Source organism: Pseudomonas sp. FP2254, assembly GCF_030687695.1.
GTDB classification, from domain to species: domain Bacteria; phylum Pseudomonadota; class Gammaproteobacteria; order Pseudomonadales; family Pseudomonadaceae; genus Aquipseudomonas; species Aquipseudomonas quebecensis.
The window spans coordinates 4,140,542-4,164,833 of sequence record NZ_CP117444.1; the positions used below are offsets into that span (position 1 = coordinate 4,140,542).

Genomic DNA, 24,292 nt, shown 5'->3' on the forward strand with positions numbered 1-24,292 from the left:
TTAGCTGCTCCGCCGGAGCTTTAGGCATAAGACTCGGAGCAATCGCCATGGCCGCCAACCAAGTCGATGGGGACAATGGCCCGCCTCACTTGCCATTGCTTTTGCGAGGTTCTCCCCATGTACACCGCCATCGGTTACGCCGCCCAGTCGGCCACCACTCCCCTCGCCCCCATGAGTTTCCAACGTCGCAGCCCACGGGCCGACGACGTGGCCATCGAGATTCTGTACTGCGGCGTCTGCCACTCCGACATTCACCAGGCACGCAACGAGTGGGGCATCGCCGTCTACCCGCTGATGCCAGGCCATGAGATCGTCGGCAAAGTCACCGCCGTGGGCGCCAGCGTCACCGCGCACAAAGTCGGCGACCTGGTGGGCGTGGGCTGCATGGTCGATTCGTGCCGCCAGTGCCAGGCCTGCCAGTCGGACCTGGAGCAATACTGCCTTGAAGGCCCGACCATGACCTACGCCACCCCCGACCGCGTGGACGGCAGCAACACCATGGGCGGCTACTCCGACAGCATCGTGGTCAGCGAGCATTTTGTGGTAAAGATCCCGGCCAAGCTCGACCTGGCCAGCGCTGCGCCGATCCTGTGCGCGGGCATCACCACCTACTCGCCGCTCAAGCACTACGGCGTGAAGGCCGGCGACAAGGTCGGGATTCTCGGCATGGGCGGCCTGGGCCACATGGGTATCAAGTTCGCCAAGGCCATGGGCGCCGAAGTGACGCTGTTCACCCGCTCCGCGAGCAAGGCCGAAGAAGGCCGCCGCCAGGGCGCCGATCATGTGATCGTGTCCACCGATGCCGAGCAAATGAAAGCCGCCGCCGGGCAGTTCGACTTCCTGCTGGACACCATTCCGGTGCAGCACGACCTGAACCCCTACCTCGATACCCTGCGCTTTGACGGCGTGCATATCCTGGTGGGCCTGATCGAGCCAGTGGACCCGCCCGTCAACGCCGCCAAGCTGGTGCTGGGCCGTAAAGTGCTGGCCGGCTCGTTGATCGGGGGTATTGCCGAAACCCAGGAAGTCCTGGATTTCTGCGCCGAGCATGACATCACCTGCGATATCGAGATGCTCGACATCCGCCAGATCAACGAGGCTTACACCCGCATGATCGCCGGCGATGTGAAGTACCGCTTTGTCATCGATATGGCGACCCTCAAGGTCTGATCAGGCCTTGGCGCCCAACTCCGCCGACAGCCGCGCTGCGACCTGTTTGATCACAGGGATCAGCTCGGCCATTTTTTCCAGCGGCATGTAGGGCACGGTACTGGCGATGCTGATGCCGGCGACGATCCGCCGGCTGGCATCGCGCACCGGTGCAGCCACGCAACGGATCGACGGTTCGTTGTCTTCCAAGTCGAAGGCATAACCACCCGCTACGTACTCGTGCATGCGTTGCTCGAACTGCGCCCAGGATTGCTCAGGATGGTGGGGCCACTGCAGATTCTTCCCGCCTGCCGGCAGGCTGGCGTCGTACAAGCGTTGCCATTCCTGTACCGAATCATCCAGCAACATCGCCTTGCCCACCCCGGTACGCGCCAACGGCATGCGGTGGCCGACCCGCGAGCGCATTTCCGGCCCGTAGCGGCCTGGGTTCTTGTGCAGGTAAAGCACGTCGTCGTGTTCACGGATGGCCAGGTGGATGGTGTCGCCGGTCAGCGCCGAGAGCTCGTCCAGATAGGGCACTGCCAGGGTGACCAGCGGCAACTCTTCGCGTGCCTGGAACCCCAATTCGATCAACTTGGGGCCCAGCAGGTAACCGACTTGCGGCACCACACGCAGGTAACGCTCGTCCACCAGGCAACTGGCCAGGCGGTGAGTGGTGCTGCGGGTGGTGCCGATGCGCCTGGCGATCTCTTTCAGATCCCGCGCACCCGCCGCCACCGCTTGCACCACCCCCAGGCCACGCAACAGGGTCTGGGTGCCGGTGGGAGCGGCGTCTTTGGCGGGGGTTTGGGCGTTTTCCTGCATATCGGGCCTATTGGGAAGTACGAAAACGGGCGCCATTATGGCAAATACCCGAGGGCAACACAGTGCGGATATCTATGTGGCGGGGGGCTTTACCCGATGGCTGTGGGTCAGTTTGAACATCCGGGTCTGACACATCGCTATCGGGGGCAAGCCCCCTCCCACCTTTTGATTTCACATGACCAGGGCTCAGCTTTGTTTCATGGACTCAATCACCGCTGCCAGCAACCACATCGAACCGCCTTACTGTGGGAGGGGGCTTGCCCCCGATTACGGAGTGTCAGGCTGCAATTTTTGCTCTGATACACCGCTATCGGGGGCAAGCCCCCTCCCACACTCAGTCCTCACATGGCCTGGAGTCAGCGTTGTTTCATGCGGTCGATGACCACGGCCAGCAGCAGGATCGAACCTCGAATCACATATTGGTAGAAGGTGTCGATGTTCTTCAGGTTCATCGCGTTTTCGATGATCGCCAGGATCAGCACGCCCGCGATCACATGGCGGATCATGCCGATGCCGCCGCTCAGCGACACGCCGCCCAGTACGCAGGCGGAGATCACGGTCAGTTCAAAACCCTGGCCGATCATCGGTTGACCCGAGGTCATGCGTGAGGCGAGGATCACGCCGGCGAGTGCGCCGATCAGGCCGTGCACGGCGAAGATCAGGATTTTGGTGCGGTCCACGTTCACGCCCGCCAGCAGCGCCGCTTCCGGGTTGCCGCCGATGGCCATGGTGTTGCGCCCGTAGGTGGTGTAGTTGAGCAGCCAGCCGAAAAACAGGAAGCACACCAGGGTGATCAGGATCGGCACCGGCACGCCGAACAGCTGGCCGTTGCCGAAGATGAAGAACTGCTCCTGGGACACGCCCACGGCCTTGCCGTCGGCAAATATGTAGGCCAGGCCGCGCACGATCTGCATGGTCGCCAACGTGGTGATCAGCGCGTTGACCCGCAGTTTGGCGATGACGATGCCATTGATCAGCCCGACGACCAGGCCCATCAGCAATGCTGCGCCAATGCCCAGCATCACGCTGTCGGTATCGCGCATGACGATGGCCGCGACCACGCCGGCACAGGCGATCACCGAGCCCACCGACAGGTCAAAATGCCCCGACGCCAGGCAGAACAGCATGGTGCACGCGGCGATGCCCACGGTCGACACCGCCAGGCCCAGGCCGCGCATGTTCAGCGGCGAGAGGAAGTTGTCGATCAGCAAGGCGCACAGCACGAAGATGCCGATGGCCGCCAGCAGCATCGCCCAGTTGTCGAGCAAGGCGCGCATGTCCAGGGGTTTGCGTGCGCGGGGCAGCGCGTTGTTTTGAGTGGTCATGGTCTTCTCTCAGTTCGTCACGCGGCGCGGCAAGGCCAGCTGCAGCAGGTTGGATTCAGTGGCGTGTTCGCGCAGTTGTTCGCCGCGCAGGGCGCCTTCGCACAGCACCAGGATGCGGTCGGAAATGCCCATGACTTCCATCAGGTCGCTGGACACCACAATCACCGCAATGCCCTGCGCCGCGAGGTTATGGATGATCTGGTAGATCTCGGCCTTGGCGCCGATATCGATGCCCCGCGTCGGCTCGTCGAGCAGCAGCACTTTCATCGGCATCGACAGCCAGCGGCCCAAAATGGCCTTCTGCTGGTTGCCGCCGGAGAGGTACAGGATCTTTTGCGCGGCGTTCGGGGTTTTGACTTTCATCGCCTGGATCTGGTGTGCGGCGTTGCCCTTCTCCCAGCCCTCGCGCAGCAGCCAGCCGAAGCGCGAGTGGGCGCCACGGGCACTGATGTTGATGTTCTCGGCCACGCTGGACAGCGGGATGATGCCTTCCTTCTTGCGGTCTTCGGGGCACAGCAGCACCCCGGCAGCGATGGCGTCGCGCGGCGAACGCAGTTGCAATGGCTCACCACAGAGCTCAAGGCTGCCGGCGCGGGCACGCTCCAGGCCGCTGAGCAGACGGAACAGCTCGGTACGCCCTGCCCCGACCAGGCCGAACAAGCCGAGGATTTCGCCTTTGCGCACCTGGAAACTCACCGGCTCGCGCAAGCCTGGCCCAAGCAGACCGTCGACCTTGAGCGCCACCTCGCCCTGCTCGCGCGGGCGGTAGTCGTAGATGTCCTGAATGTCGCGACCGACCATGCAGGTCACCAACTGGTCGTGGGTCAGTGCGCTCATGTCCTCGAACGTGCGCACGTAGCGGCCGTCCTTGAACACCGTGACCGCGTCGCAGATGCGGAACACTTCTTCCATGCGATGCGACACGTAGAGCACCACTTTGCCCTCGTCGCGCAGGCGCGTGATGATCGCCATCAAACGGTCGATCTCCCGTGCCGACAGGCTGCTGGTCGGCTCGTCGAAGGCGATCACATGGGCGCCACGGGACAGCGCCTTGGCGATTTCCACCAATTGGCGCTGGCCCAGGGACAAGCGCCCCAGCTTCTGGTCCGGGTCGATCTCATCGGCCAGGCCCTTGAGGCACGCCAGGGCCTGCTTGCGCAGCAGGCCACGGTTGACCACGCCCCAGCGCGTGGGCAAATGGCCGAGGAACAGATTCTCGGCCACGCTCATTTCCGGCACCAGATGCAGCTCCTGGTGAATCACCGCCACGCCGCTGGCGATGCTGTCGGCGGCACATTTGAAGGCCATGGTCTGCGCGCCGATCTGCACCGTGCCGCTGCTCGGGATATAGGCTCCGCCGAGGATCTTCAGCAGCGTCGACTTGCCCGCGCCGTTTTCGCCCATCAAGGCGTGCACCTGCCCCGGGTGGGCGGTGAAGCAGATACCGTCCAGCGCCTTGACGCCGGGGAAGGTTTTGCCGATGCCGTCGAAGCGCAAAGCCGCAGCGGTCATTTCCACAGCCCGATCTTGGTCAGTTCTTCCTGGAAGTTGGCGCGGGTGATCAGGGTGACTTCATCCATGGCGGTGTACTTGGCCGGTTCCTTACCGGTGGTGACCCACTCGTACATCGCCAACGCGGTGTTGTAACCCTCGATATGCGGGCTTGGCAGCATCGAGCCGAAGAAGCCGCTGTTCGGTTTTTTCAGCTCGCCGATGGCGTCGGTGCCGTTGATGCCGATACCGATCACATTAGCCGCCTTGAAACCGGCCGCCTCGGTGGCGCGTACGCCGCCGAGCACGGTGTTGTCGTTCATGCCGCCGATGATCAGGTTTTTCGCCGCGCCGGGCAGTTTGACCAGGGCCGAGTTGGTGGCGTCCATGCTGCCGGGGACGTCGAGGGTTTTCAGCGGTGCGGTGAGGATATGGTCTGCAGGGATGCCGGCTTTTTTCAGCGAATCCATCGAACCGTCGGTGCGTTTCTTGCCGGTATCGAGTTCGTTGTAGGTGGTAATCACCGCGTAAGTTTCTTTCCAGTCCCAGCCGCGTTTTTTCGCTTCATCCGCCATGGCCGCGCCCTGCTTCTGGCCCACTTCAAAGGCCGCCATACCCAGGTACGGCACGTCTTCCATGAACTTGCCCTTGGCATCGACAAAACGGTCGTCCACCGCCATGACTTTCAGGTCGTTGACTTTGGCCTTAGCCACGATAGCCGGGCCGAGGGACACATCCGGCGGGCAGATCACAAAACCCTTGGCGCCGTTGGCGGCCAGGCTGTCGATGGCCGAGAGGGTTTTTTCGCCGTCGGGCACGGCGATCTTGATCACGGTAAAGCCATGCTCCTTGCCGGCTTTTTCGGCGAAGGCCCACTCGGTCTGGAACCAGGGTTCTTCGGCCTGTTTGACCAGAAAACCGATTTTGACGGGATCGGCGGCCAGGGCGAAGGAACTGAGGCCGCTGAGCGCAACGGCGGTAGCAAGCACACGTAAGGCTTTTTTCATGAACGGCACCTCTTGTTGTTATGGGAGAGCAGCGGGTTTTAGTCGTGGTACATCACAGACCGCCCGCCATCGATCATCAGGCAGGTGGCATTGATAAAAGGCGCTTCGTCGGTGGCCAGGAACAGCGCCGTCATCGCCACCTCGACCGGCTGGCCGATGCGCTTGGGTGGGTGCAGGTCGAAGGCGCGCTGACGCTCGGCGTGGGGGTCGGGGAAACCGTTCCAGTAGTCCACATTGAGTTGGGTTTCGATATAACCCGGCGCGATGGCATTTACGCGGATGCCTTTGGGCGCATATTCGATGCCCAGGGCACGGGTCAGGCCGAGCAGGCCATGCTTGGCGACCGGGTACGGGAAGCAACCGGGAATGATGTGACTGGAATGGGTGGAAGCGATATTGATGATGTTGCCGATGCCCTGCTCGATCATGTGCGGCAGCACTGTGCGGCAGCCGAACCAGGCTCCGTCGAGGTCGATGGCGAAGCAGCGGCGCCAGTCTTCGTCGGTCATCTCCAATGGGTCACGGAACACATTGACGCCGGCGCAGTTGACCAACACATCCACGCGCCCGAAACGCTCGATGGCCAGGCTGACCAGCGCCTGCCACTGCTCCTTCACGGTGATATCGATAGGCAGCGCATGGATCCGGGCGCCACGTTCGCGCCAGCGGGCGGCTACGGCTTGGACTTTCTCACCCTGGATATCGCCGATCACCAACTGCGCCTGCTGGGCCTGGAAACACGCGACGATTGCCTCACCAATGCCTTGGGCGGCACCGGTGATAATCACCACCTTGCCTTTGAGACGCTCGCCGTAGGTAGGCTCGGGCACCACGGGTAAGGACAACGGTTGTGCCTGCATCGCTTCACCTGTTTTATTTTTGGTAGTGAGTGCTGATGCCGCCGACTATAAACCCAGACCCTGAAACATCTCAATATATAAATTTGCATCCCATAATGTGAGAGAAGATATAAAAAAACCGGCATTAGGATGCCGGTTTATTGAGCAATCGCTACGGCGGCTTTCAGCCTCAGCCCAAGGCAAAGTCGCGCAACGCGTCGCCTTCCATGCGATAACGCACCCACTCTTCCTGGGGCTGGGCGCCGATGGACTTATAGAAAGCAATCGCCGGCTCGTTCCAGTCCAGCACGCTCCACTCGAAACGACCACAGCCGTTGTCGAAGGCGATCTTGGCCAAGTGGCGCAACAGCTTCTTGCCTGCCCCGCCGCCGCGTTGTTCCGGGTTGATGTAGAGGTCTTCGAGGTACAAACAGTTGCTGCCCAGCCAGGTGGAGTAGCTGAAAAAGAATACCGCGAAGCCGATCGGCACACCGTCTCGCGAGCAGATCAGGCCATGGGCAGTCGCACCTTCGCCAAACAGGCTGCGCTGGATATCCGCCACGCTGGCGATCACCTCATGCCGGGCCTTTTCGTACTCGGCGAGCTCGGTGATGAAAGTCAGGATCTGCGCAGCGTCACTGGGCACGGCGGGACGAATCTCGATGGTCATGGGCGAGCCTTGGCAATGTGAAAGGCCACATATTAAGACGCTTCGATGAGCGATTGCAGCGCAATTTTATGCGCTGCGGGGTGCCGTCGTTGTGGCCGGGTGCGCTGTCACACAAATTCTTACAGGCGACTTGATACCGTTCGTCGCCCTTAAGGCACGATCAATAAACACCGGCTGACCAATAGAGGGTAAGGACATTAATCATATGGAGACACCCTCATGAACCATTCCAAATGTGCTGCCCTCGCCCTCGCCGGCCTGCTGTCCGCGGTTTCCCTGAGCAGCTTCGCGGCGACTTCGTCCACCGGCCCGACCAACCCAGACGCCACCACCGAATCGCAGAAGTCCATGGGCACGGGCCTGGACGCCAATGGCGGCGCGGTGATCGATAACACCAACGCCGCCGACCCGCACACCCAAGGCCACGACACCCAGCGCCAGGCACCGGCTGCGGTAGGCAATGGCAAGATGGGTCCATCGGTGAACGAGCCTAAGATCAACAAAGGCGACGACTCGAACCTGCCGGGCGCGCCTAAACAACCGACACCTTGATCCATCGTACGCCAGCCGAACACCCGATCATTTCCCCATGAAGAGGTACGCATGAACGTCGATAAGAACCTTGAAAAAGAAGTCCTCACCCGCCTGCTGCACGCCCATCCCCACGGTTTGGGCAAGGAAGTGCTGGACAACTACCGCGGCGAAAAAGAGGTCGCCAGTGCCTTGGCGTTTCTCCAGGACCGTGGATTGATCAAGGATGGTCATGTGACCACCGACGCTGCCGGTGAATATGCGTTGAACCTGCCGATCAAGCTGACCGCGTCGGGTGTCGATGAAGCGCGCAAGCTGGAGAGCGCAGACGCTCAGTAATTCATTTTGTCTGGTCTGGCCCTGGCGAAAGGGCCAGTAGGAGTATCGCAATGCCTCTTGGAAGCAAAGCCAAATACACCGCCGCACAGAAGCGCAAAGCCGCCCGTATCGAGCACAGTTACGAGGATAAAGGCGTGCCAAAGGCCGAAGCCGAAGCGCGCGCCTGGGCCACGGTCAACAAGCAATCCGGTGGTGGCGAAAAAGCCGGCGGTTCCGGGCAGCGCAAGGCCCCGGCGAAGAAAGCCGAGGATCGTCAGGCATCGGCCAAACGCGCTGCCGCCAGCCGCGAGGGACATCCGCGCAACAGCCGTGCGGCGTTAAGCGCCCAGACCAAGCAAAGCTTGCTCGAAGAAGCTCGGGCGAAGGATATCCCCGGGCGTTCGAGCATGCGCAAGGACGAATTGATCGAGGCGTTGAAGAAGGCGGGTTAACCCTGCTCTGACGCCAATGTCACCGATGTGAGGGCGCGCACGTCCTCACATCGGTGGCGTGTTATCCGTTGAGGAAAGCGTCGACTTCGCCAGCGCCCGGCGATGTGGCCGGGCCCCGACGGGTCACCGCCAATGCCGCTGCGGCATTGGCACGGCGCGCCGATTCCACCGGCGTGAGGCCTTGGGCAAGGCCGGCCATCATTACCCCTGCGTGCGCATCCCCGGCGCCGTTGCTGTCCACTGCCCGTACCTTGAAACCCGGCACGTGGTCGATGTGGGCGCCCCTCCCTACCCAGCAGCCATTCGGCCCGTCGCGCACCACCAGCAGCGCGTCGGCGGGCAGGTGCCGAGCGAGCGCGGACAGGGCCTGCGCGATGTCCACCGCGCCGGTGAATGCCAGCGCCTCGGGAGCGTTACTGGTCCAGATATCGATGCGCGGCAGCAATGCACGCATCAGGGCCGAATCAGGCGCTTTGACCAAAGGCCCCGGATCGAACACCACCACAATGGCGCGCGGCAGCGTCAGCACCCAGTCAATCAGCGGTTGCGCCTTGCCTTCCAACAACAGGCTGTAGCCGCTCACATAGACATAATCACCTGCATGCGGCGCCACGCTGGCAAGGTCTTCGGCACTGAGATCACCCTCGGCGCCGAGGCGAGAAATGAAGGTTCGCTCCGTGGACGCTTCGGTCAGGGCAACGCACAAGCCGGTGTCCTTGCCAGTGCTGGGCGCAAGGGCTATCTCGATGCCGTCCGCCTGCATTGCCGCGCGGGCCAGGTCGCCGAAACGCCCGGTACCATGGCGCCCCAGGTACACCACCGGCATCCCGTTGCGGCGTGCGGCGGCCATCACGTTGAAGCCCCCGCCGGTTTCGAAGCTGGCCGATTGCGCCAACACGTCGCCACCGGATTCGGGCAACGCATCGAGGGCCATGACCAGGTCGACAATAACCTGACCGGTGTGCAGCAACCTAGACATGCGCGCCCTCGACCAGCGCCGGACGGCGATCGGAGGCGCCACCCAGTACGGCATAAAGGCCACCCGCAACCAGGAACGTTACGATCCAGCCCAGGCCGTTGTGGCCCAGCCAGGAATCGGACAATGGTCCGGCAAACCAGATGTTGTCGGCGGTGGTGCCAATGGTGGTGAAGCTGAAACCCAACACGATCGCCACGGCCCAGGCGCCGAACGCGCGCCATTCCACGCCGCCGCGATACCAATAGGCGCTGCTGGGGCTGACGTCCAGCAAATCCTTGGCGCTGTAGTAGTGACGGTGAATCAGATCGACCACGAAGATCCCGACCCACGCAGTAATCGGCACCGCCAGCAGCGAAATGAAGGTGATGAACGGGCCATAGAAACTGTCGGCGATCAGCATGAAGTAAATCGAACCGGCGAAAATCGCCACGATATCGACGATCACCGCATGCACGCGCTTGACCTTCAGGCCGAGCGTCAAGGTGGTGAGGCCGGCCGAATACACCGACAGGTTGTTTGACAGCAACAGCCCGCCGAACGCGGTGATCAGGTACGGCACGGCCATCCAGGTGGGCAGCATGTCGCGGATCGCGATGATCGGGTCCGTGGCCGCCGCCAGGTCATTGTTGCCCACCGACAGCAGACCGCCGAGGGTGATCAACAGTACCAGCGGGATACCCGCGCCAAATGCGGCGGACGCCACCAGTCGTGCGGCCTTGACGCTGCGGTGCTGGTAGCGCGACATATCGGCACCGGCATTGGCCCAGCCGATACCGGTACCGGCGGCCATGGTGCCGATGCCGATGATCATCGCGCTCAGCGGAGCCGGGGCGGCGTTGAAGACGGCGCTCCAGTCGATGGTGGCGCAGAGAAAACCACCCACCAGGATGTTCAGCGCACCGAACACATAGGTGGCCCACTTCTGGATCACCAGCAAGGTGGCGTGGCCCAGGCCGGAGACGGCCAGGGTCAGCAGCACGAAGATGCCGATAAAGATCAGGGTCAGCACCGGCGCGCTTTTGGCTTCGACCGCCGAGCCGAACAGAATCGAACACAGCGACAGCAGCACAAACGCGGCGGTGGTGGTGTTGACGGTTTCCCAGCCCAGGCGCGACATCAGCGAGACCAGCGTCGGACCGATATTGCCGCGCACGCCGAAAATGGCTCGGGACAGTGTCAGGCTGGGCGCGCGGCCCCGTCGGCCGGCGATGGAAATGATGCCCACCACGGCAAAGGAACCGGCGGCGCCGAGGATTGCCACGATCACTGCCTGCCAGATCGCCAGGCCGCGAAACGCCACCAACGTGGCGCCCAGCGGCAAACCGAGGATGCTGATATTGGCGGCGAACCATACCCAGAACAGTTGCAGCGGGTGGCCGTTGCACTCCCCTTCCGGGACGGGCTCGATACCGCGTGTTTCCAATTGCCCGGCGCCTTGGCCGGAAGTCATGCTGCCCATCGTGGTGCTCCTGATGCCTGTAGTTGTTATGTGAAGGCAAATGGTTAAAGGGTTAACCCGTCATCCTGACTGTTCAATCATGCGCTTGACGCAAGGCCAGCAGCCCCTGGACCAAGGGCTGCAGATCCAGGCGATTGACCCGCCTGATCTGCTCGATCATCGCCGACGGCCAGCACGGCATGCCCAGGCAAGCGCCGAGCATGGCGCCGAGCATGGCCGCGATGGTGTCGGTGTCCCCGCCGAGGCTGGCGGCCAGGCACAGGGCATCCAGCGCCGTCAGCTCGCCCACCGCCACTTGCTGCGCAAGGGCAAACGACACCACCACCGACTCCTGGGAGGCGACGGAAGTGCCGATCAACTCGTACAGCAAGTCGGCGAACAGCGCCGTGTCGCCACTGCCGACGCTCAGGGTACGCGCCCAACTGATGCGGGTGGAAATCCGCCCGCCGGCAATCCAATGCCCGTGGGTTTCAGCCTGCTGGGCCATTTGAGTGCCGATGTTCAAGGCTTCGCCCAGGTCCGCACCGTTGATGCCGGCCGAGACCACCGCCGCCACCGCCGCCGCGCTGGAAATCCCCAAGGTGGTGTTATGGGTGACCTGGCACGCCTGGATCACCGCCTGGATAAACCGCGCCGAGTCGTTGACGTCGGCGGCAATGCCCACGGGCGTAATGCGCATGGCGGCACCGTTGGTGGTGCCATAGCGCCCGGACTCTTCCGGGGTATGGCCGGCGAGGATCATGTCGATGGCACGCTTGGTGGAAGGGCCGAGCAAATCCTGGGAGCCCTTGGCGCGCATGCTCGCTTCCCATTCGATCAGCCGATGGGCGAGCACCGAGGGTTGGATCGTGCCCTGCCCCTGCACCAGCAGCTCGCCCACGAGGATGGCTTGTTCGGTGTCATCGGTGATGGAGCCGGCCGGCATGTTGGGGGCGATAGGCTGGTCGGCGTGGGCGTCGACCAGCGTGGTGATAGCGCCGAAACGCGCGCGAACCTGTTCACGGCTCAGAGACTGGGTGGGCATGCCCAGGGCATCGCCCAGGGCCAGGCCGTAGAAGGCGCCGAGGGCGCGGTCGTGCGGAGTCATTTGGCGGTTCCGAATTGCAGGTGCAGGCGAAAGTGCACAGGGTCTAGAAGGCTTTCGACGTACTCCATGAAACGCCCACGGCGGTCATAGGTGGTGCGTGACGCCTTCAGAAACACTGTGCCGGCCGTACGCCCGAGCAACTCGGCGTCCGCAGCGCTCAGAGGCTCGGCACCGATCCACTGATCGCCGTCGGCGCCGATATAGCCGTAGGCCGCGAGGGTGATGGTCAGGGAATTGTCGATCAAGCCCACGCGGGGCAGGCTTTCCAGACTGCCGGAGGCTGGCATCAACGAGCGCTCCAGGGATACGGCAGTGCCGTCGGTAGTGCGCCGGCGGCGGTCGAGGGCGATGAATTGGTCGCTGCCGAAGCGGCTGCGCAGGTCCTCTCGCGTCACAGCTTCCAGGCGCAGCACCTCGGTGTTCACCAGTGCGCCCGTGTCGGCCAGGGCCTGGGCCCAGCCATTGGCTTGATCGAGCACCATGCCATCGAAGGTGACGATGGAGCCGACCCCGCTTTGGGTGGCGATGTAATTGCGCCGCTTGAGTTCGGCCAGTGCCTCGCGCAACGTGCCTCGGCTGACCGCAAACTCTTCGGCCAACTGGTGCTCGCCTGGCAGCAGGAAACCGTCGGCCATCACCCCGCCTTCGATACGGCGAATGAGTTCGTCGACGACGCGTTTTTTCTTATCAAATCGGACATGTCTAATCATGTACAAATTGATAACCGAAAGCCCCCATCAGCGGCAAGCGAATTATGTCAGGGCCGCGTAAAAACTGAACTCACGGCTCCAGGCCAATCACAAAGAACGCTCCGCCGCTCCAGACCCCAAGCCAGTTTTGCCCATTGATCGGACGGCTCACCGCCAGTTCTACCAACTGGTAGAACACATTGCGATGCACCAGCGCTTCGAGGTTGTTGCGTACGCAAAGATAAGGCGACGGCTCGTCGGTAACCGGATCAATCACCACCCGCAGCGGATGTTCAGGGCCAGCCTCGATCTGCTCGTCGATGTTAGTGGTGAAGCGCAATTGCTGACGTTCACCCTCGCCTTCGACCTCGAGCGTCACCGCAACGAAGGGTGCATCGTCGACCACGATCCCGACTTTTTCCACCGGCGTGATCAGGAAATAATCATCACCGTCGCGGCGAATGATGTTGGAGAACAGCTTGACCATCGGCTTGCGCCCGATCGGCGTGCCCTGGTAATACCACGTACCGTCCCGAGCGATACGCATGTCGATATTGCCGCAGAAATCCGGGTTCCACAGATGCACCGGCGCCGGGCCCTTGCCTTTTGGCAGTTGGGCCAAGAGATCATTGGTTTTGGCGGAATCGGTCATGGGTTCTCCCTGGTTGACGAACCTACTGATCACTCATGCCCAGCAGGCCGCGTGCGTACTGCGCCAGTGGGCGGGCAATCAGGTCTTGTGGCTTGTTGTCGTGGAATGTCAGTAAACCGCCACGACTGCGAATGCGTGCAGTATCAATCAAATACTGGGTGCTGGTCTCGATCAACATGATCTGGATGACACCGCTGTCCACGCCAACGCGGTCAAGCGCCTCCTGATCGGCCCATTCATCGGCGTTGCCGATACGGTCGTCGGCCTTGGCGAAGCGGCAATACAACAGGTAATGGGCGCCCGCCGCACGGGCTTCCGCCATGGCTTGCTCGAGGCCTTCGGGTTGGCGCGCGCGACGTACCATGGGGAAGTACTCGACGAAACCGTTGAAGGCTTCCTCGGCCACCACGTTCGGACGTGGATAGGCACTGCCGGGCGGTACGAAGGCCCCCTGGGCGATGAAGATGAACGAATCGGGCTGCACGCGAATCGACGCGGTGCGGCGGGTATCGCTGTGGTCCAGCAAACCGGCGTCACTCATCTGATAGCGGGTGCCTTCGGCCATATCGCTGACGGTCATGCAGCCACTCAGCGTCAACGACGCCAGCAATAACACCAGACTACGCATCCTAATCCTCCAGAAGCCGGTGACGGAAAACCGGCGAATGGGCACGAGATGCAGGTTCTGGGCCAGGGGAGCCGCTCGGCGTCAGCCGCCAATAATCTTCATGACGGTTGCACCGCCGGAGAAGGCCACTTCCTGTTTGTCGCCCAGAGCCTTCATCAACAGGCCCTGCAGCGCAGGCAGCGCCTGGTGGCGAGGCTTGTCGAGCAAGTCGCCGACGTAATGGCGGTTGCTCGACGACAGGCAGCCATGCAACCAGCCGGTGGATGACAGACGCAGCCGCGAACAGGTACGACAGAATGGCACGCTCTCGTTGGCAATCACGCCGAAATGGCCTTTGCCAGGCACTTCGTAGCGTACCGCGGTAGCGTCCACGGGGGCGTTGGCCTGCAGGTATTCGTGGTGCTCGCCGATCAGGCTGAGCAATTGTTGCAGACTGACGAATTGCTGCAGGAATGCGTTCGAATCCTTGGCCAGATGGCCCATGCGCATCAGTTCGATAAAGCGCAGTTCGTAGCCGCGTTCCAGGCAATAATCGAGCAGCGGCATGACCTGGTCCAGGTTCTGGCCGCGCAGGGGCACCATGTTGACTTTGATCTTGAGCCCGGCGGCACGCGCCTGGTCCATGCCATCCAGCACGGTCGCCAGGTCGCCGCCACGGGCGATGCTGCGAAACGCCCCGGCGTCCAGCGTGTCGAGGGAAACGTTGATGCGACGGATGCCGGCGTCCACCAACAGCGGCAATTTGCGCGCCAGCAACTGACCATTGGTGGTCAAGCTGATATCACTGAGCCCCATCCCGCCCACAGCGCCCAGAAAAGCCTCCAATTTGGGGCTCACCAGCGGCTCACCGCCGGTGATGCGCAGGCGCTCGATACCCGCCGCTTCAATCAGATACGCCACACCACGCGCCATGGCCTGAGCCGAGAGTTCGTCCTGGGCAGCCACCAGCCGCTTGCCGTCAGGCACGCAGTAGGTACACGCATAATTGCAGGCTGAGGTCAGGCTGATTCGCAGATTGCGAAAACGCCTGCCTTGACGATCAACGATCATGGATCACTCCGGCAGCGGTTAATTCGGGCGCGCTAAAAACTGACCTATAAATCAGCTTTTAGCAAGGTCCTTGCCTGAGTATATTCCTGGGTTACTGCACCTGGCAGCAAATCATTGCGTGGCGGGCGTTTCGGCGGGAGCCGCTTCCAGCGCAGGCTCACTGCTGTGCTTGCGCTTATTGCCCATGCGCACGCCAATGTCCATCAGGAACTGGAAGAAACCTTCCTGATCTTCCAGCACATTGCTCCAGAATGGCGAGTGATACAGCGCGACCGCACCGTGCACCAGCGCCCAGGCGGCGCAGTAGTGGAAATACGGCGGCACATCTTCAAGCTTGCCTTCGCTGATACGGCCCTTGATCAACAGGGTCAGCCGTTCGAAGTTGGACGCGCGAATCTTGTGCAGCTCTTCAACCATCTCCGGGACTTGATGGCCTTTCACCACTTTCTCTTCCAGGCGATCGAACAGGCGATAGCGCTGCGGGTCACGCATGCGGAACTCGAAATAGGCGCGGGACAGGGCTTCTTTATCCTTGTCCACGTCAGCCGAATGCAGCAGCTCATTCAAATCGCGCTCATAGTCGAGCATCAGGCGCAGATAGATCTCGGCTTTGGATTTGAAGTGCTTATAGATAGTGCCTTTGCCGATACCTACGGCATCCGCAATCATCTCGACGGTGACGCTGTCTTCACCCTGTTCGAGAAACAATTTGAGCGCGGTGTCGAGAATTTCCTGCTCACGGCGGCGAAACTCACGGACCTTACGGGGTTCTTTGTGCATGAGGAAGAGGTCTGCAGAGGTCGGTAGAGGGAGGGTTGCGCAAGGCCACGGACACGTGACGATACGATTTACCTGACGCGAGGGATTATCCCGACTGAACGGTCGTTGGGCAACGCCTATGTGAACCGACCCGGCACTTTAATGACAACACGCCAACGAATAGGCGCCGATCAGTCAGAAATAATACGCAACATCCACCGTTGCCCTCCGCTCAATGAGAACTCAACTGAAGCGCACGTATTCCAAATCTGTTTAAAAAACGACCAGCCGCCACTGGACTGAATCGGATACTGATCAATACTTCAACTGTCGGCGTGACATCTCCCCCAAGTGAAGCGCCGACCTGGGTACCGACGGACTGAGTGCCCTTGTTTTACTCCTAATGGTCTTAGCCCGGATTCACCCCCCAGAACCCGGGTTTTTTTTGCCTGCGATTTGGCCTTCAACCCGCTACGTGAGCCAATGGGAACAAGCGCTTGAAGTTTTCCGTGGTCTGCTCGGCGAACCGCTCGTAGGGTTCCCCGCGCAGCATCGCCAGGTACTCCGCTACGTCGCGCACATATTCCGGCAGGTTGGGCTTGCCGCGATGAGGGATGGGCGCCAGGTAGGGCGAGTCGGTCTCCACCAGCAAGCGGTCAGCCGGCACTTGCCGCGCCACGTCGCGCAGCGCATCGGCATTGCGGAAAGTAACGATCCCCGACAACGAGATGTAGAAGCCCAGGTCCAGGGCAGCCCTGGCCATGTCCCAGTCCTCGGTGAAGCAGTGCAGCACGCCGCCCTGGGGCAACGCAGCTTCGCGCAGCAGGGCCAGGGTGTCGGCACGCGCGCCGCGGGTGTGGACGATCACTGGCTTGCCGGTTTGGCGGGCAGCCTGCAGGTGCAAACGAAAGGAAGCCTGCTGCAACTCGGCGGCTTCGGGCTCGTAATGGTAGTCCAGGCCGGTTTCACCGATGGCCACGACGCGCGGGTGATTGAGTTCCGCCAGCAGCCACTCAAGCGCCGGCGCTTCGCCGGGTTTGAGGTCCAGCGGGTGGATACCCACCGAACAATCCACATCGGCATAGCGATCGGCGAGGGCTTTGACGTCGGTGGCGTTTTCAGCACTGACGCCGATGCACAGGAAATGCCCGACCCCGCGCTGGCGCGCCGCTTCGAGGGCGGCGTCAAGGGAGCCTGCGTGCTGGGCAAGGTCAAGACGGTCAAGGTGGCAATGGGAATCTACGAGCATAAGAAGGTACGACTTGAAATCACGGTAAATGTCCGGCCAACGATACACCCGTCGGCCATCGAGGGATTAACGGCGCCCGAGCAGGCCAACCCATTGCACCAGCAGCGCTTCAAGCAGTAGCACACGGTTGAGGTTGGCCTTGCCAAGGACTTTCTGGCGTTGGGCAAGGATCCAGTCCTGGATGTTCAGCACCTTGTCCTGAGGGCTTTTCTGCGCAAGGTACTGCACCACTTTGCGCATGTCCGGCAAGCCAAGACCGTTTTCGTCCTGGGTCAACTGATAACGCAGGATCAGGCTCGACCAATCGCAGAACCAGTCGAACAGTAGCAGTAAGGGGATGTCCTTCCAGGCCGTTTCGGCCAACTGCGTAGCGGACAATTCCTGTTTGAGCAACTTCTTCACGCCCTCCACTACCAGGGCTCGCTGTTCGCGCACGCCCTGGGCCTGCAGCTTGACGGCAGCCAATGGCGAGCCTGCGGCCAGGGTCAATAACTCCACACGTTCCTCAGCAGAGCAATCCGGCAGAGCCTGTCCCAGCCACTGCAGGCTCATGGCCTCGCTCGGCAGGGGGCACGCCTGCTGCACGCAACGGCTGCGAATGGTCGGTAGCAAACGGCTGGACTGATGGCTGACCAGCAACAACACGGTATCGCCGGAAGGTTCTTCAAGACTTTTAAGCAAGGCGTTGGCGGCGTTGATGTTCATCGCCTCCACCGGCTCGATCAATACCACTTTGCGCCCGCCCATCTGCGCGGTCTGCACCACAAAACTGACCAGATCACGCACCTGGTCGACCTTGATCGCCTTGTCGGCCTCTTCGGGTTCGAGCAGGTAATTGTCCGGGTGGCTGCCTGCCTTGAGCAGCATGCAGGATTTGCATTCACCGCAGGCCTGCAGATTAACCGGCCGCTGGCACAGCAGGCTGGCCATGAGGCGCTCGGCCAGATGGCGCTTACCGATCCCCGCCGGGCCATGCAACAAGTACGCATGGGCGTGCTGGGCACGGCCGGCCAATTGCTGCCAGAGGCCGTCCTGCCACGGATAGGCTTCAGCCACGGGCACGCTCCAAGAGCGTCGGCAACAGTGTGTCGATGGCGCGCTGCACATGGCTCAACGGTTGCGCCGCATCCAGCAGGTGATAGCGCGCGGGTTCGGCTGCGGCCCGCGTGAGGAAGGCGCTGCGCACGGCGTCGAAAAACGCCTGGCCCTCCTGCTCGAAACGGTCCAGGCGACCTCGGGCACTGGCGCGGGCCATGCCCACTTCCACCGGCAGATCGAACAGCAGGGTCAGGTCAGGACGCAGTTGGCCCTGCACGAACGCTTCCAGCGTAGCGATACGTTCCAGGCACAGGCCACGGCCACCGCCCTGGTACGCGTAGGTGGAATCGGTAAAACGGTCGCAGATCACTACGGCACCACGCGCCAGGGCCGGGCGGATGACCTCGGCCAGATGCTGGGCACGGGCAGCGAACACCAGCAGCAACTCGGTGTCCGGGTTCATCTGTTCTTCGCCCGGAGCCAGCAACACTTCACGGATGCGCTCGGCCAGCGGGGTTCCGCCCGGCTCACGGGTCAACACCACCTCGATACCCTCTGCACGCAAGCGCTCTGCCAGGTAATCGCGATTGGTGCTTTTGCCGGCGCCTTCCGGGCCTTCCAGGGTAATAAACAAGCCAGTCACAGGCGGTCCTTAGTCAGAGTCATTGCGGGCTTTGCGGTGCGGCGGTGCGGCGGTGTCCGGCGCGGCATCGGTCGCAGGTGCCGCCGGTTCGGACGGTTTCACCGCCGGCGCCGGGCTGGAGCGATAATCGGCCCGCCGCTTGAGCTGAAACTCACGCACGGCCGCATTATGCGCATCCAGGTCATCCGAGAAAATATGGCTGCCATCGCCACGCGCGACAAAATACAGGCTGCTGCCCGGCGCGGGGTTCAACGCCGCATGAATCGCCTCACGGCCGACCATGGCGATCGGCGTCGGCGGCAAGCCGGCCACCATGTAAGTGTTATACGGGTTGGCTTCCTTGAGATGGGCGCGGGTCAACTTGCCGTTGTAACGTTCGCCCAGGCCGTAGATCACCGTGGGGTCGGTCTGCAGCAGCATGCCGATCTTCATGCGGCGCACAAACACGCCGGCAATCTGCCCGCGCTCTTCGGGTACGCCGGTTTCCTTCTCCACCAACGATGCCATGATCAAGGCTTGATAGGGCTCGGTGTACGGCACATCGGCGGCGCGCTTGCTCCATTCCTGGGCCAGCACGTCGTCCAGGCGGTTATAGGCTTTTTTAAGGAACTCGACGTCGGTCATACCGCGCACAAAACGGTAGGTGTCAGGGAAGAACCGTCCCTCCGGGAACACACCGGGATGGCCGAGCTTGTCCATGACTTCGCTGTCCGTCAGCCCCGACAACGTCTGCACGATCTTTTCGTGCTTGGCCAACGCCGCGCGTACCTGACGGAAATTCCAGCCTTCGACCAATGTAAGGCCGTATTGCACCACTTCGCCGCGTTGCCACAGGCCGATCAGCCCTTGGGCAGTCATGCCGGGGGTCATGCGATATTCGCCGCTGTGCAGCGGCTGGCCGTCCAGGTTGAAGCGCCAATACAGGCGCAGCCAGAAAGCGTCGTCAAGCACGCCGTCGGCTTCGAGGCGGTTGAAGGTGCCGGTGGGCGTTGCTCCGGAAGGTACATCGAGCAATTGCTCCTGGGTCAGCTTCAAGGGCTGCGTAAGGGCAGAGTCGAGTTTCCAGGCAGAAAAGCCCAACAGCAAACCGGCGCAGAACAGACCGACCAGCAGCAGTACAACCAGTTTTCGTATCAACTCAAATATCCAATAGCGCGCGAACAATGCCCTGCAGTTTACGGGTGAGCGGGCCAACCGACCAGCTCATCGCAGCGCACTCACGCACCGGCCAAATGCCATAAATGCTGTTGCAGGTGAAGACTTCGTCAGCCTGACGCAACTGCTCCAGGCTGATGTCGGCCACGGCCACCGGGACGCCCAGCACTTGAGCCTGGGCCAGAATCTCGGCGCGCATGACGCCGGCAACCCCACAACGCTTCAGATCGGCGGTTAGTAACAAGCCGTTGCTTACAATGAATAAATTGCTGAACACGCCTTCGATGACACGCCCGGACGTATCCAGCATCAAGCCTTCGGCGTGCTCGGCATCCTGCCACTCGGCGCGGGCAATCACCTGTTCCAGGCGGTTGAGGTGCTTGAGACCGGCCAGCAGCGGTTGCTCGGCGAGGCGAGTGGCGCATGAAAACAGACGGATACCGACGGTTCCATGGGCCTGCGGATAGGATGCGGGCGGGCTGCCCTGAATCACTCGACGCACGGGGGCGCCGGGGTTGATGCCATAACCACGCAGGCTGTCGCCCCGAGTAAGGATCAACTTGAGAACACCGTCGCCGAGGGCGGCGGCATAGGCCTGCACCTCACCGCGTACGAGCACGTGATCGACCGCTAAGGCGAGGCGCCTGCAGCCCTCGTGCAGGCGCTGCAGATGCCGGTCGAGCAGCACAGGCTGCCCGGCCTTGACGGCAATGGTCTCGAACAGACCATCGCCGTATGCCAGGCCGCGGTCTTTCAGGGGCACGCCGTCCGCTGGCTGACCGTCGACCCAGCTGTGCATCACTCGGCGAACCGGCGGAACACCAGAGAGCCGTTGGTACCGCCAAAGCCAAACGAGTTGGAAATGGCGACATCGATCGGCATCGGCTGCGCTTCGTGAGGTACGAAGTTCAGGTCGCAGCCTTCGTCCGGCTCATCCAGGTTAATGGTCGGCGGAGCGACCTGATCCTTGATGGCCATCACACTGAAGATTGCCTCGACCGCGCCCGCCGCACCCAACAGGTGCCCGGTCATGGACTTGGTGGAGCTGACCGCCAACTTATAGGCGTGCTCGCCGAATACCGACTTGATGGCCTCGGCTTCCGCCAGGTCGCCGGTGGGGGTCGAGGTGCCATGGGCATTGATGTAGTGCACCTGGTCCGCATTGACCTTTGCATCACGCAGCGCATTGGTGATGCACCGCGCAGCGCCGGCACCGTCGGACGGTGGCGAAGTCATGTGGTAGGCGTCGCCGCTCATGCCAAAGCCGATCAACTCGGCGTAGATGGTGGCACCACGCGCCTTGGCATGCTCCAACTCTTCCAGGACCAGAGCCCCGGCACCGTCGGACAATACGAAGCCATCACGGCCTTTGTCCCAGGGACGGCTGGCACGGGTCGGTTCGTCGTTGCGCGTCGACAGTGCACGGGAAGCACCGAAGCCGCCCATGCCGAGGCCGCAGGCAGCCATTTCCGCGCCGCCCGCAATCATCACGTCCGCCTCGTCATAGGCGATGTTGCGCGCCGCCATGCCGATGCAGTGGGTGCCCGTGGTGCACGCCGTGGCAATCGCGTAGTTAGGCCCCTGTGCGCCCAGGTGGATGGACAGGAAACCGGAAATCATATTGATGATCGAGCCCGGTACAAAAAACGGTGAAATTCGACGTGGGCCCGTCTCATGCAGCGTGCGGCTGGTGTCTTCGATATTGGTCAAACCGCCAATACCCGACCCCATGGCTACGCCGATGCGCTCACGGTTGGCGTCGGTGACTTCCAGGCCGGCGTTACGCACTGCCTGAAAACCGGCGGCCAGGCCGTATTGAATGAACAGGTCGAGCTTGCGGGACTCTTTGATCGAGAGATATTCCTCGACGTTGAACCCTTTTACCGAGCCGCCAAAACGGGTGGAATAGGCAGAAAGGTCCGTATGTTCGATCAGACCAATGCCACTGCGGCCAGCCAGAATGCCCTGCCAACTGCTCGGCACATCCGTACCCAGTGGCGACAACATACCCATACCGGTGACTACGACGCGTCTACGCGACACAGCACTCTCCTTTTTCATGATGACGACACTATGCTTCAGCGCTCACTTTTCATTGGAGCTAAAGAAAAAACCGCACGCCGTTACAGCAGTGCGGTTTTTCCCTGACAGCAAGCGACGACTACAAACTATTACGCCTGGTGGGCAGTAACGTAGTCGATGGCAGCTTGAACAGTAGTGATTTTTTCAGCTTCTTCGTCCGGGATTTCGGTCTCGAATTCCTCTTCCAGAGCCATCACCAGCTCAACGGTGTCAAGGGAATCGGCACCCAGGTCTTCTACGAAGGAAGCAGTGTTGACCACTTCTTCTTCCTTAACGCCCAGTTGCTCGGCGACGATTTTCTTGACGCGCTCTTCGATGGTGCTCATACCTTGTTTAACTCCTAATGGACAAATTCAGGCAGCTGGCCAGTGGGTAAGTGTATAGAAAGCCATTTCAGCTTTTCAACTGAAAGCTTCACCCCGAACCCGCTCGGCCACCCGCCTATAAATTAAGTTGCAGCTTTATAACGGATTTTAGACAGCTCGTATGACATTTTTTTGAAGCGATCCGTCACAATTTAACTCATGTACATCCCGCCGTTAACCGGGATTGTAGCCCCAGTCACGTATGCCGCACCGTCGGATGCCAGGAAAGTGACCACATTCGCGATCTCTTGAGCCTGGCCCAGACGACCCAGCGGAATCTGCGTCAGCAAGGCTTCACGCTGTGCTTCCGGCAGTTCGCGAGTCATATCGGTGTCGATGAACCCAGGGGCCACCGAGTTGACCGTGATCGAACGCGAACCGACTTCACGCGCCAGTGCGCGGCTGAAACCTTCCAGGCCGGCTTTGGCGGCAGCGTAGTTTACTTGGCCTGCGTTGCCCATGGCACCCACTACGGAACCAATATTGATAATTCGGCCCCAACGCGCCTTGGTCATGCCGCGCAAAACACCCTTGGACAGGCGAAACAGACTGTTCAGGTTGGTATCGACCACGTCGTACCACTCGTCGTCTTTCATGCGCATCATCAGGTTATCGCGGGTGATGCCGGCGTTATTGACCAAGATCGACGGCGCGCCGAACTGTGCGGTGATCTCGGCCAGTACAGCGGCCACGGACTCATCGCTGGTCACGTTCAGCTCAAGGCCGGTGCCTTGAACGCCATTGTCCTTCAGGGTGGCGGCAATACGCTCGGCGCCCGAGGCGGATGTGGCGGTGCCGATCACAACGGCGCCCTGACGGCCCAGCTCCAGGGCGATCGCCTGGCCGATGCCACGGCTGGCGCCGGTAACCAGTGCAACTTTACCTTGCAGACTCATGCAGGTTTCTCCTGTTCAAGCTTGTGCTGCGCGAGCGGCAGCGAAAGCGTCTGGGGTGTTGAGATTGGAAGTGGACACGCCCTCGGCGCAGCGTTTGTTCAGACCGGCCAGCACTTTGCCTGGGCCGCATTCGACCAGTTCGGTCGCGCCCTTGGCCGCCAGGGTCTGCACCGATTCGACCCAGCGAACCGGCTTGTAGAGTTGCTCCAGCAGGTCGCGCTTGAGGGTGTCGAGGTCGGCAGCCACGGCGGCGCTGACGTTCTGAACCAGCGGAATCTGCGGCGCCTGCCAGTCGATGGCGGCGATGGCTTCGGCAAAGCGCTCGGCAGCCGGACGCATCAGTTCGCAGTGCGACGGCACGCTCACCGGCAGCGGCAGCGCGCGCTTGGCCCCACGAGCCTTGCAGCCTTCGATGGCGCGCTCGACGGCAGCCTTGGCACCGGCGATCACCACCTGGCCAGGGGAGTTGAAGTTCACCGCGCTGACGACTTCGCCCCGGGCCGCTTCGGCGCAGGCTTCAATCACCACGGCATCGTCCAGGCCCAGGATCGCGGCCATGCCGCCCTGCCCGGCCGGAACCGCCTCTTGCATCAACTGGCCACGACGTTCGACCAGCTTGACCGCTTCACCGAGGGTCAGGCTGCCCGCCGCTACCAGCGCGCTGTATTCACCCAGACTGTGACCGGCAACAAACGCCGGACGCGCGCCGCCTTCTGCCAGCCACAAGCGCCACAGGGCGATCGAAGCGGTCAGGATGGCCGGTTGGGTTTTATCGGTCTGATTGAGCTGCTCTTCCGGCCCTTGCTGGGTCAGGGCCCACAGGTCGTAACCCAGGGCGTCGGAAGCTTCCTTGAAAGTGTCCAGGATCAACGGGTATTGCGCGCCCAGCTCGGCCAACATGCCGAGGGACTGCGAACCCTGCCCTGGAAAGACGAATGCGAGGGATGTAGACAT

The 24,292-nt window shown here is 61.8% G+C and carries 27 protein-coding genes; 4 read left to right on the forward strand and 23 right to left on the reverse strand.

From position 1 onward, the window contains the following. Positions 1 to 117 precede the first annotated feature (117 nt). The gene (locus PSH94_RS18985; RefSeq protein WP_253508971.1) at positions 118 to 1,170 is read left to right on the forward strand and encodes an NAD(P)-dependent alcohol dehydrogenase; all 1,053 of its coding nucleotides are present in this window, start codon (positions 118 to 120) and stop codon (positions 1,168 to 1,170) included. On the opposite strand, the gene PSH94_RS18990 is transcribed toward PSH94_RS18985, so the two are convergent. The 6 genes from PSH94_RS18990 to PSH94_RS19015 form a co-directional block, all read right to left on the reverse strand. After that, positions 1,171 to 1,974 carry an IclR family transcriptional regulator gene (locus PSH94_RS18990; protein WP_305435561.1) on the reverse strand — a complete coding sequence of 268 codons (804 nt, stop codon included), beginning with the start codon at positions 1,972 to 1,974 and terminating at the stop codon, positions 1,171 to 1,173. A gap of 356 nt (positions 1,975 to 2,330) precedes the next feature. After that, the gene (gene araH / locus PSH94_RS18995; RefSeq protein WP_181081933.1) at positions 2,331 to 3,299 is read right to left on the reverse strand and encodes an L-arabinose ABC transporter permease AraH; all 969 of its coding nucleotides are present in this window, start codon (positions 3,297 to 3,299) and stop codon (positions 2,331 to 2,333) included. Between the two features lie 9 nt (positions 3,300 to 3,308). After that, positions 3,309 to 4,811, reverse strand: coding sequence for an L-arabinose ABC transporter ATP-binding protein AraG (araG, locus tag PSH94_RS19000; RefSeq protein ID WP_253508973.1), 1,503 nt, complete (start codon positions 4,809 to 4,811; stop codon positions 3,309 to 3,311). Next, on the reverse strand, positions 4,808 to 5,797 hold the full coding sequence (locus PSH94_RS19005; protein ID WP_305435562.1) for a substrate-binding domain-containing protein: 990 nt from the start codon (positions 5,795 to 5,797) through the stop codon (positions 4,808 to 4,810). The genes araG and PSH94_RS19005 overlap by 4 nt, the downstream gene beginning before the upstream one ends. A 38-nt stretch (positions 5,798 to 5,835) precedes the next feature. Beyond that, positions 5,836 to 6,657 carry an SDR family oxidoreductase gene (locus PSH94_RS19010; RefSeq protein WP_253508977.1) on the reverse strand — a complete coding sequence of 274 codons (822 nt, stop codon included), beginning with the start codon at positions 6,655 to 6,657 and terminating at the stop codon, positions 5,836 to 5,838. 169 nt (positions 6,658 to 6,826) lie between these two features. Continuing rightward, the gene (locus PSH94_RS19015; RefSeq protein WP_181081151.1) at positions 6,827 to 7,306 is read right to left on the reverse strand and encodes a GNAT family N-acetyltransferase; all 480 of its coding nucleotides are present in this window, start codon (positions 7,304 to 7,306) and stop codon (positions 6,827 to 6,829) included. A gap of 219 nt (positions 7,307 to 7,525) precedes the next feature. Here PSH94_RS19015 and PSH94_RS19020 point away from each other — a divergent pair, with 219 nt between their 5' ends. From PSH94_RS19020 to PSH94_RS19030, 3 genes are read left to right on the forward strand one after another with little or no spacing between them, the layout of a single operon-like run. Then, complete coding sequence (locus PSH94_RS19020; RefSeq protein WP_253508979.1) at positions 7,526 to 7,858, forward strand: hypothetical protein; 333 nt, start codon at positions 7,526 to 7,528, stop codon at positions 7,856 to 7,858. 51 nt (positions 7,859 to 7,909) lie between these two features. After that, positions 7,910 to 8,176: a hypothetical protein gene (locus PSH94_RS19025; protein ID WP_181081153.1), complete on the forward strand. Its 267-nt coding sequence runs from the start codon at positions 7,910 to 7,912 to the stop codon at positions 8,174 to 8,176. A 50-nt stretch (positions 8,177 to 8,226) separates the two neighbouring features. Then, complete coding sequence (locus PSH94_RS19030; protein WP_305435563.1) at positions 8,227 to 8,607, forward strand: Rho termination factor N-terminal domain-containing protein; 381 nt, start codon at positions 8,227 to 8,229, stop codon at positions 8,605 to 8,607. A 61-nt stretch (positions 8,608 to 8,668) separates the two neighbouring features. Here the strand turns inward: PSH94_RS19030 and PSH94_RS19035 are convergent, their stop codons facing one another. The 17 genes from PSH94_RS19035 to fabD all read right to left on the reverse strand — a co-directional run bounded on the left by PSH94_RS19035 (position 8,669) and on the right by fabD (position 24,292). After that, entirely contained in the window at positions 8,669 to 9,586 is a 918-nt protein-coding gene (locus PSH94_RS19035; RefSeq protein WP_285428097.1) for a PfkB family carbohydrate kinase, read from the reverse strand. Next, the gene (locus PSH94_RS19040) at positions 9,579 to 11,045 is read right to left on the reverse strand and encodes a cytosine permease (protein WP_181081156.1); all 1,467 of its coding nucleotides are present in this window, start codon (positions 11,043 to 11,045) and stop codon (positions 9,579 to 9,581) included. The genes PSH94_RS19035 and PSH94_RS19040 overlap by 8 nt, the downstream gene beginning before the upstream one ends. A 73-nt stretch (positions 11,046 to 11,118) precedes the next feature. Continuing rightward, complete coding sequence (locus tag PSH94_RS19045; protein ID WP_253508985.1) at positions 11,119 to 12,132, reverse strand: ADP-ribosylglycohydrolase family protein; 1,014 nt, start codon at positions 12,130 to 12,132, stop codon at positions 11,119 to 11,121. Then, positions 12,129 to 12,842 carry a GntR family transcriptional regulator gene (locus PSH94_RS19050; RefSeq protein ID WP_181081158.1) on the reverse strand — a complete coding sequence of 238 codons (714 nt, stop codon included), beginning with the start codon at positions 12,840 to 12,842 and terminating at the stop codon, positions 12,129 to 12,131. Before PSH94_RS19050 ends, PSH94_RS19045 begins: the two co-directional genes overlap by 4 nt. A gap of 70 nt (positions 12,843 to 12,912) precedes the next feature. Then, a complete protein-coding gene (locus PSH94_RS19055; RefSeq protein WP_305435564.1) occupies positions 12,913 to 13,473 on the reverse strand; it encodes a DUF1285 domain-containing protein in 561 nt (186 codons plus the stop codon). Positions 13,474 to 13,495: 22 nt separating this feature from the next. Further along, a complete protein-coding gene (locus PSH94_RS19060; protein WP_181081160.1) occupies positions 13,496 to 14,101 on the reverse strand; it encodes a DUF4823 domain-containing protein in 606 nt (201 codons plus the stop codon). An 81-nt stretch (positions 14,102 to 14,182) separates the two neighbouring features. Beyond that, positions 14,183 to 15,151, reverse strand: a complete 969-nt coding sequence (locus tag PSH94_RS19065) for a GTP 3',8-cyclase MoaA (protein ID WP_266246389.1) — start codon at positions 15,149 to 15,151, stop codon at positions 14,183 to 14,185. 111 nt (positions 15,152 to 15,262) lie between these two features. Then, on the reverse strand, positions 15,263 to 15,931 hold the full coding sequence (locus PSH94_RS19070) for a TetR/AcrR family transcriptional regulator (protein ID WP_181081162.1): 669 nt from the start codon (positions 15,929 to 15,931) through the stop codon (positions 15,263 to 15,265). A 442-nt stretch (positions 15,932 to 16,373) separates the two neighbouring features. Further along, positions 16,374 to 17,159, reverse strand: coding sequence for a TatD family hydrolase (locus tag PSH94_RS19075; RefSeq protein WP_266246391.1), 786 nt, complete (start codon positions 17,157 to 17,159; stop codon positions 16,374 to 16,376). A 66-nt stretch (positions 17,160 to 17,225) separates the two neighbouring features. Next, a complete protein-coding gene (locus tag PSH94_RS19080) occupies positions 17,226 to 18,215 on the reverse strand; it encodes a DNA polymerase III subunit delta' (protein ID WP_253508992.1) in 990 nt (329 codons plus the stop codon). Next, entirely contained in the window at positions 18,208 to 18,840 is a 633-nt protein-coding gene (gene tmk / locus PSH94_RS19085) for a dTMP kinase (RefSeq protein ID WP_181081165.1), read from the reverse strand. The genes PSH94_RS19080 and tmk overlap by 8 nt, the downstream gene beginning before the upstream one ends. Positions 18,841 to 18,849: 9 nt before the next feature. Next, the gene (gene mltG, locus PSH94_RS19090) at positions 18,850 to 19,977 is read right to left on the reverse strand and encodes an endolytic transglycosylase MltG (protein ID WP_305435565.1); all 1,128 of its coding nucleotides are present in this window, start codon (positions 19,975 to 19,977) and stop codon (positions 18,850 to 18,852) included. Position 19,978: 1 nt separating this feature from the next. Continuing rightward, a complete protein-coding gene (pabC, locus tag PSH94_RS19095) occupies positions 19,979 to 20,794 on the reverse strand; it encodes an aminodeoxychorismate lyase (RefSeq protein ID WP_305435566.1) in 816 nt (271 codons plus the stop codon). Then, on the reverse strand, positions 20,794 to 22,038 hold the full coding sequence (fabF, locus tag PSH94_RS19100; protein WP_181081168.1) for a beta-ketoacyl-ACP synthase II: 1,245 nt from the start codon (positions 22,036 to 22,038) through the stop codon (positions 20,794 to 20,796). Before fabF ends, pabC begins: the two co-directional genes overlap by 1 nt. A gap of 128 nt (positions 22,039 to 22,166) precedes the next feature. Beyond that, positions 22,167 to 22,403 (reverse strand): acyl carrier protein, encoded by a 237-nt coding sequence (gene acpP / locus PSH94_RS19105; protein WP_007987170.1) that lies wholly within the window; start codon positions 22,401 to 22,403, stop codon positions 22,167 to 22,169. A 191-nt stretch (positions 22,404 to 22,594) separates the two neighbouring features. Further along, positions 22,595 to 23,338, reverse strand: a complete 744-nt coding sequence (gene fabG, locus PSH94_RS19110) for a 3-oxoacyl-ACP reductase FabG (RefSeq protein WP_266246402.1) — start codon at positions 23,336 to 23,338, stop codon at positions 22,595 to 22,597. A gap of 15 nt (positions 23,339 to 23,353) precedes the next feature. Continuing rightward, positions 23,354 to 24,292, reverse strand: coding sequence for an ACP S-malonyltransferase (fabD, locus tag PSH94_RS19115; protein WP_305435567.1), 939 nt, complete (start codon positions 24,290 to 24,292; stop codon positions 23,354 to 23,356).

Coding starts and splice junctions, on each gene's coding strand:
- araH (WP_181081933.1), bottom strand. CDS start 3,299: ATGACCACTCAAAACAACGCGCTGCCCCGCGCACGCAAACCCCTGGAC.
- PSH94_RS19075 (WP_266246391.1), bottom strand. CDS start 17,159: ATGCTCGTAGATTCCCATTGCCACCTTGACCGTCTTGACCTTGCCCAG.
- PSH94_RS19050 (WP_181081158.1), bottom strand. CDS start 12,842: ATGATTAGACATGTCCGATTTGATAAGAAAAAACGCGTCGTCGACGAA.
- PSH94_RS19065 (WP_266246389.1), bottom strand. CDS start 15,151: ATGATCGTTGATCGTCAAGGCAGGCGTTTTCGCAATCTGCGAATCAGC.
- PSH94_RS19055 (WP_305435564.1), bottom strand. CDS start 13,473: ATGACCGATTCCGCCAAAACCAATGATCTCTTGGCCCAACTGCCAAAA.
- PSH94_RS19005 (WP_305435562.1), bottom strand. CDS start 5,797: ATGAAAAAAGCCTTACGTGTGCTTGCTACCGCCGTTGCGCTCAGCGGC.
- PSH94_RS19030 (WP_305435563.1), top strand. CDS start 8,227: ATGCCTCTTGGAAGCAAAGCCAAATACACCGCCGCACAGAAGCGCAAA.
- PSH94_RS19035 (WP_285428097.1), bottom strand. CDS start 9,586: ATGTCTAGGTTGCTGCACACCGGTCAGGTTATTGTCGACCTGGTCATG.
- PSH94_RS19025 (WP_181081153.1), top strand. CDS start 7,910: ATGAACGTCGATAAGAACCTTGAAAAAGAAGTCCTCACCCGCCTGCTG.
- PSH94_RS19070 (WP_181081162.1), bottom strand. CDS start 15,931: ATGCACAAAGAACCCCGTAAGGTCCGTGAGTTTCGCCGCCGTGAGCAG.
- PSH94_RS19010 (WP_253508977.1), bottom strand. CDS start 6,657: ATGCAGGCACAACCGTTGTCCTTACCCGTGGTGCCCGAGCCTACCTAC.
- fabD (WP_305435567.1), bottom strand. CDS start 24,292: ATGTCTACATCCCTCGCATTCGTCTTTCCAGGGCAGGGTTCGCAGTCC.
- PSH94_RS18990 (WP_305435561.1), bottom strand. CDS start 1,974: ATGCAGGAAAACGCCCAAACCCCCGCCAAAGACGCCGCTCCCACCGGC.
- PSH94_RS18985 (WP_253508971.1), top strand. CDS start 118: ATGTACACCGCCATCGGTTACGCCGCCCAGTCGGCCACCACTCCCCTC.
- PSH94_RS19045 (WP_253508985.1), bottom strand. CDS start 12,132: ATGACTCCGCACGACCGCGCCCTCGGCGCCTTCTACGGCCTGGCCCTG.
- PSH94_RS19040 (WP_181081156.1), bottom strand. CDS start 11,045: ATGGGCAGCATGACTTCCGGCCAAGGCGCCGGGCAATTGGAAACACGC.
- acpP (WP_007987170.1), bottom strand. CDS start 22,403: ATGAGCACCATCGAAGAGCGCGTCAAGAAAATCGTCGCCGAGCAACTG.
- PSH94_RS19020 (WP_253508979.1), top strand. CDS start 7,526: ATGAACCATTCCAAATGTGCTGCCCTCGCCCTCGCCGGCCTGCTGTCC.
- PSH94_RS19060 (WP_181081160.1), bottom strand. CDS start 14,101: ATGCGTAGTCTGGTGTTATTGCTGGCGTCGTTGACGCTGAGTGGCTGC.
- PSH94_RS19015 (WP_181081151.1), bottom strand. CDS start 7,306: ATGACCATCGAGATTCGTCCCGCCGTGCCCAGTGACGCTGCGCAGATC.
- pabC (WP_305435566.1), bottom strand. CDS start 20,794: ATGCACAGCTGGGTCGACGGTCAGCCAGCGGACGGCGTGCCCCTGAAA.
- fabG (WP_266246402.1), bottom strand. CDS start 23,338: ATGAGTCTGCAAGGTAAAGTTGCACTGGTTACCGGCGCCAGCCGTGGC.
- araG (WP_253508973.1), bottom strand. CDS start 4,811: ATGACCGCTGCGGCTTTGCGCTTCGACGGCATCGGCAAAACCTTCCCC.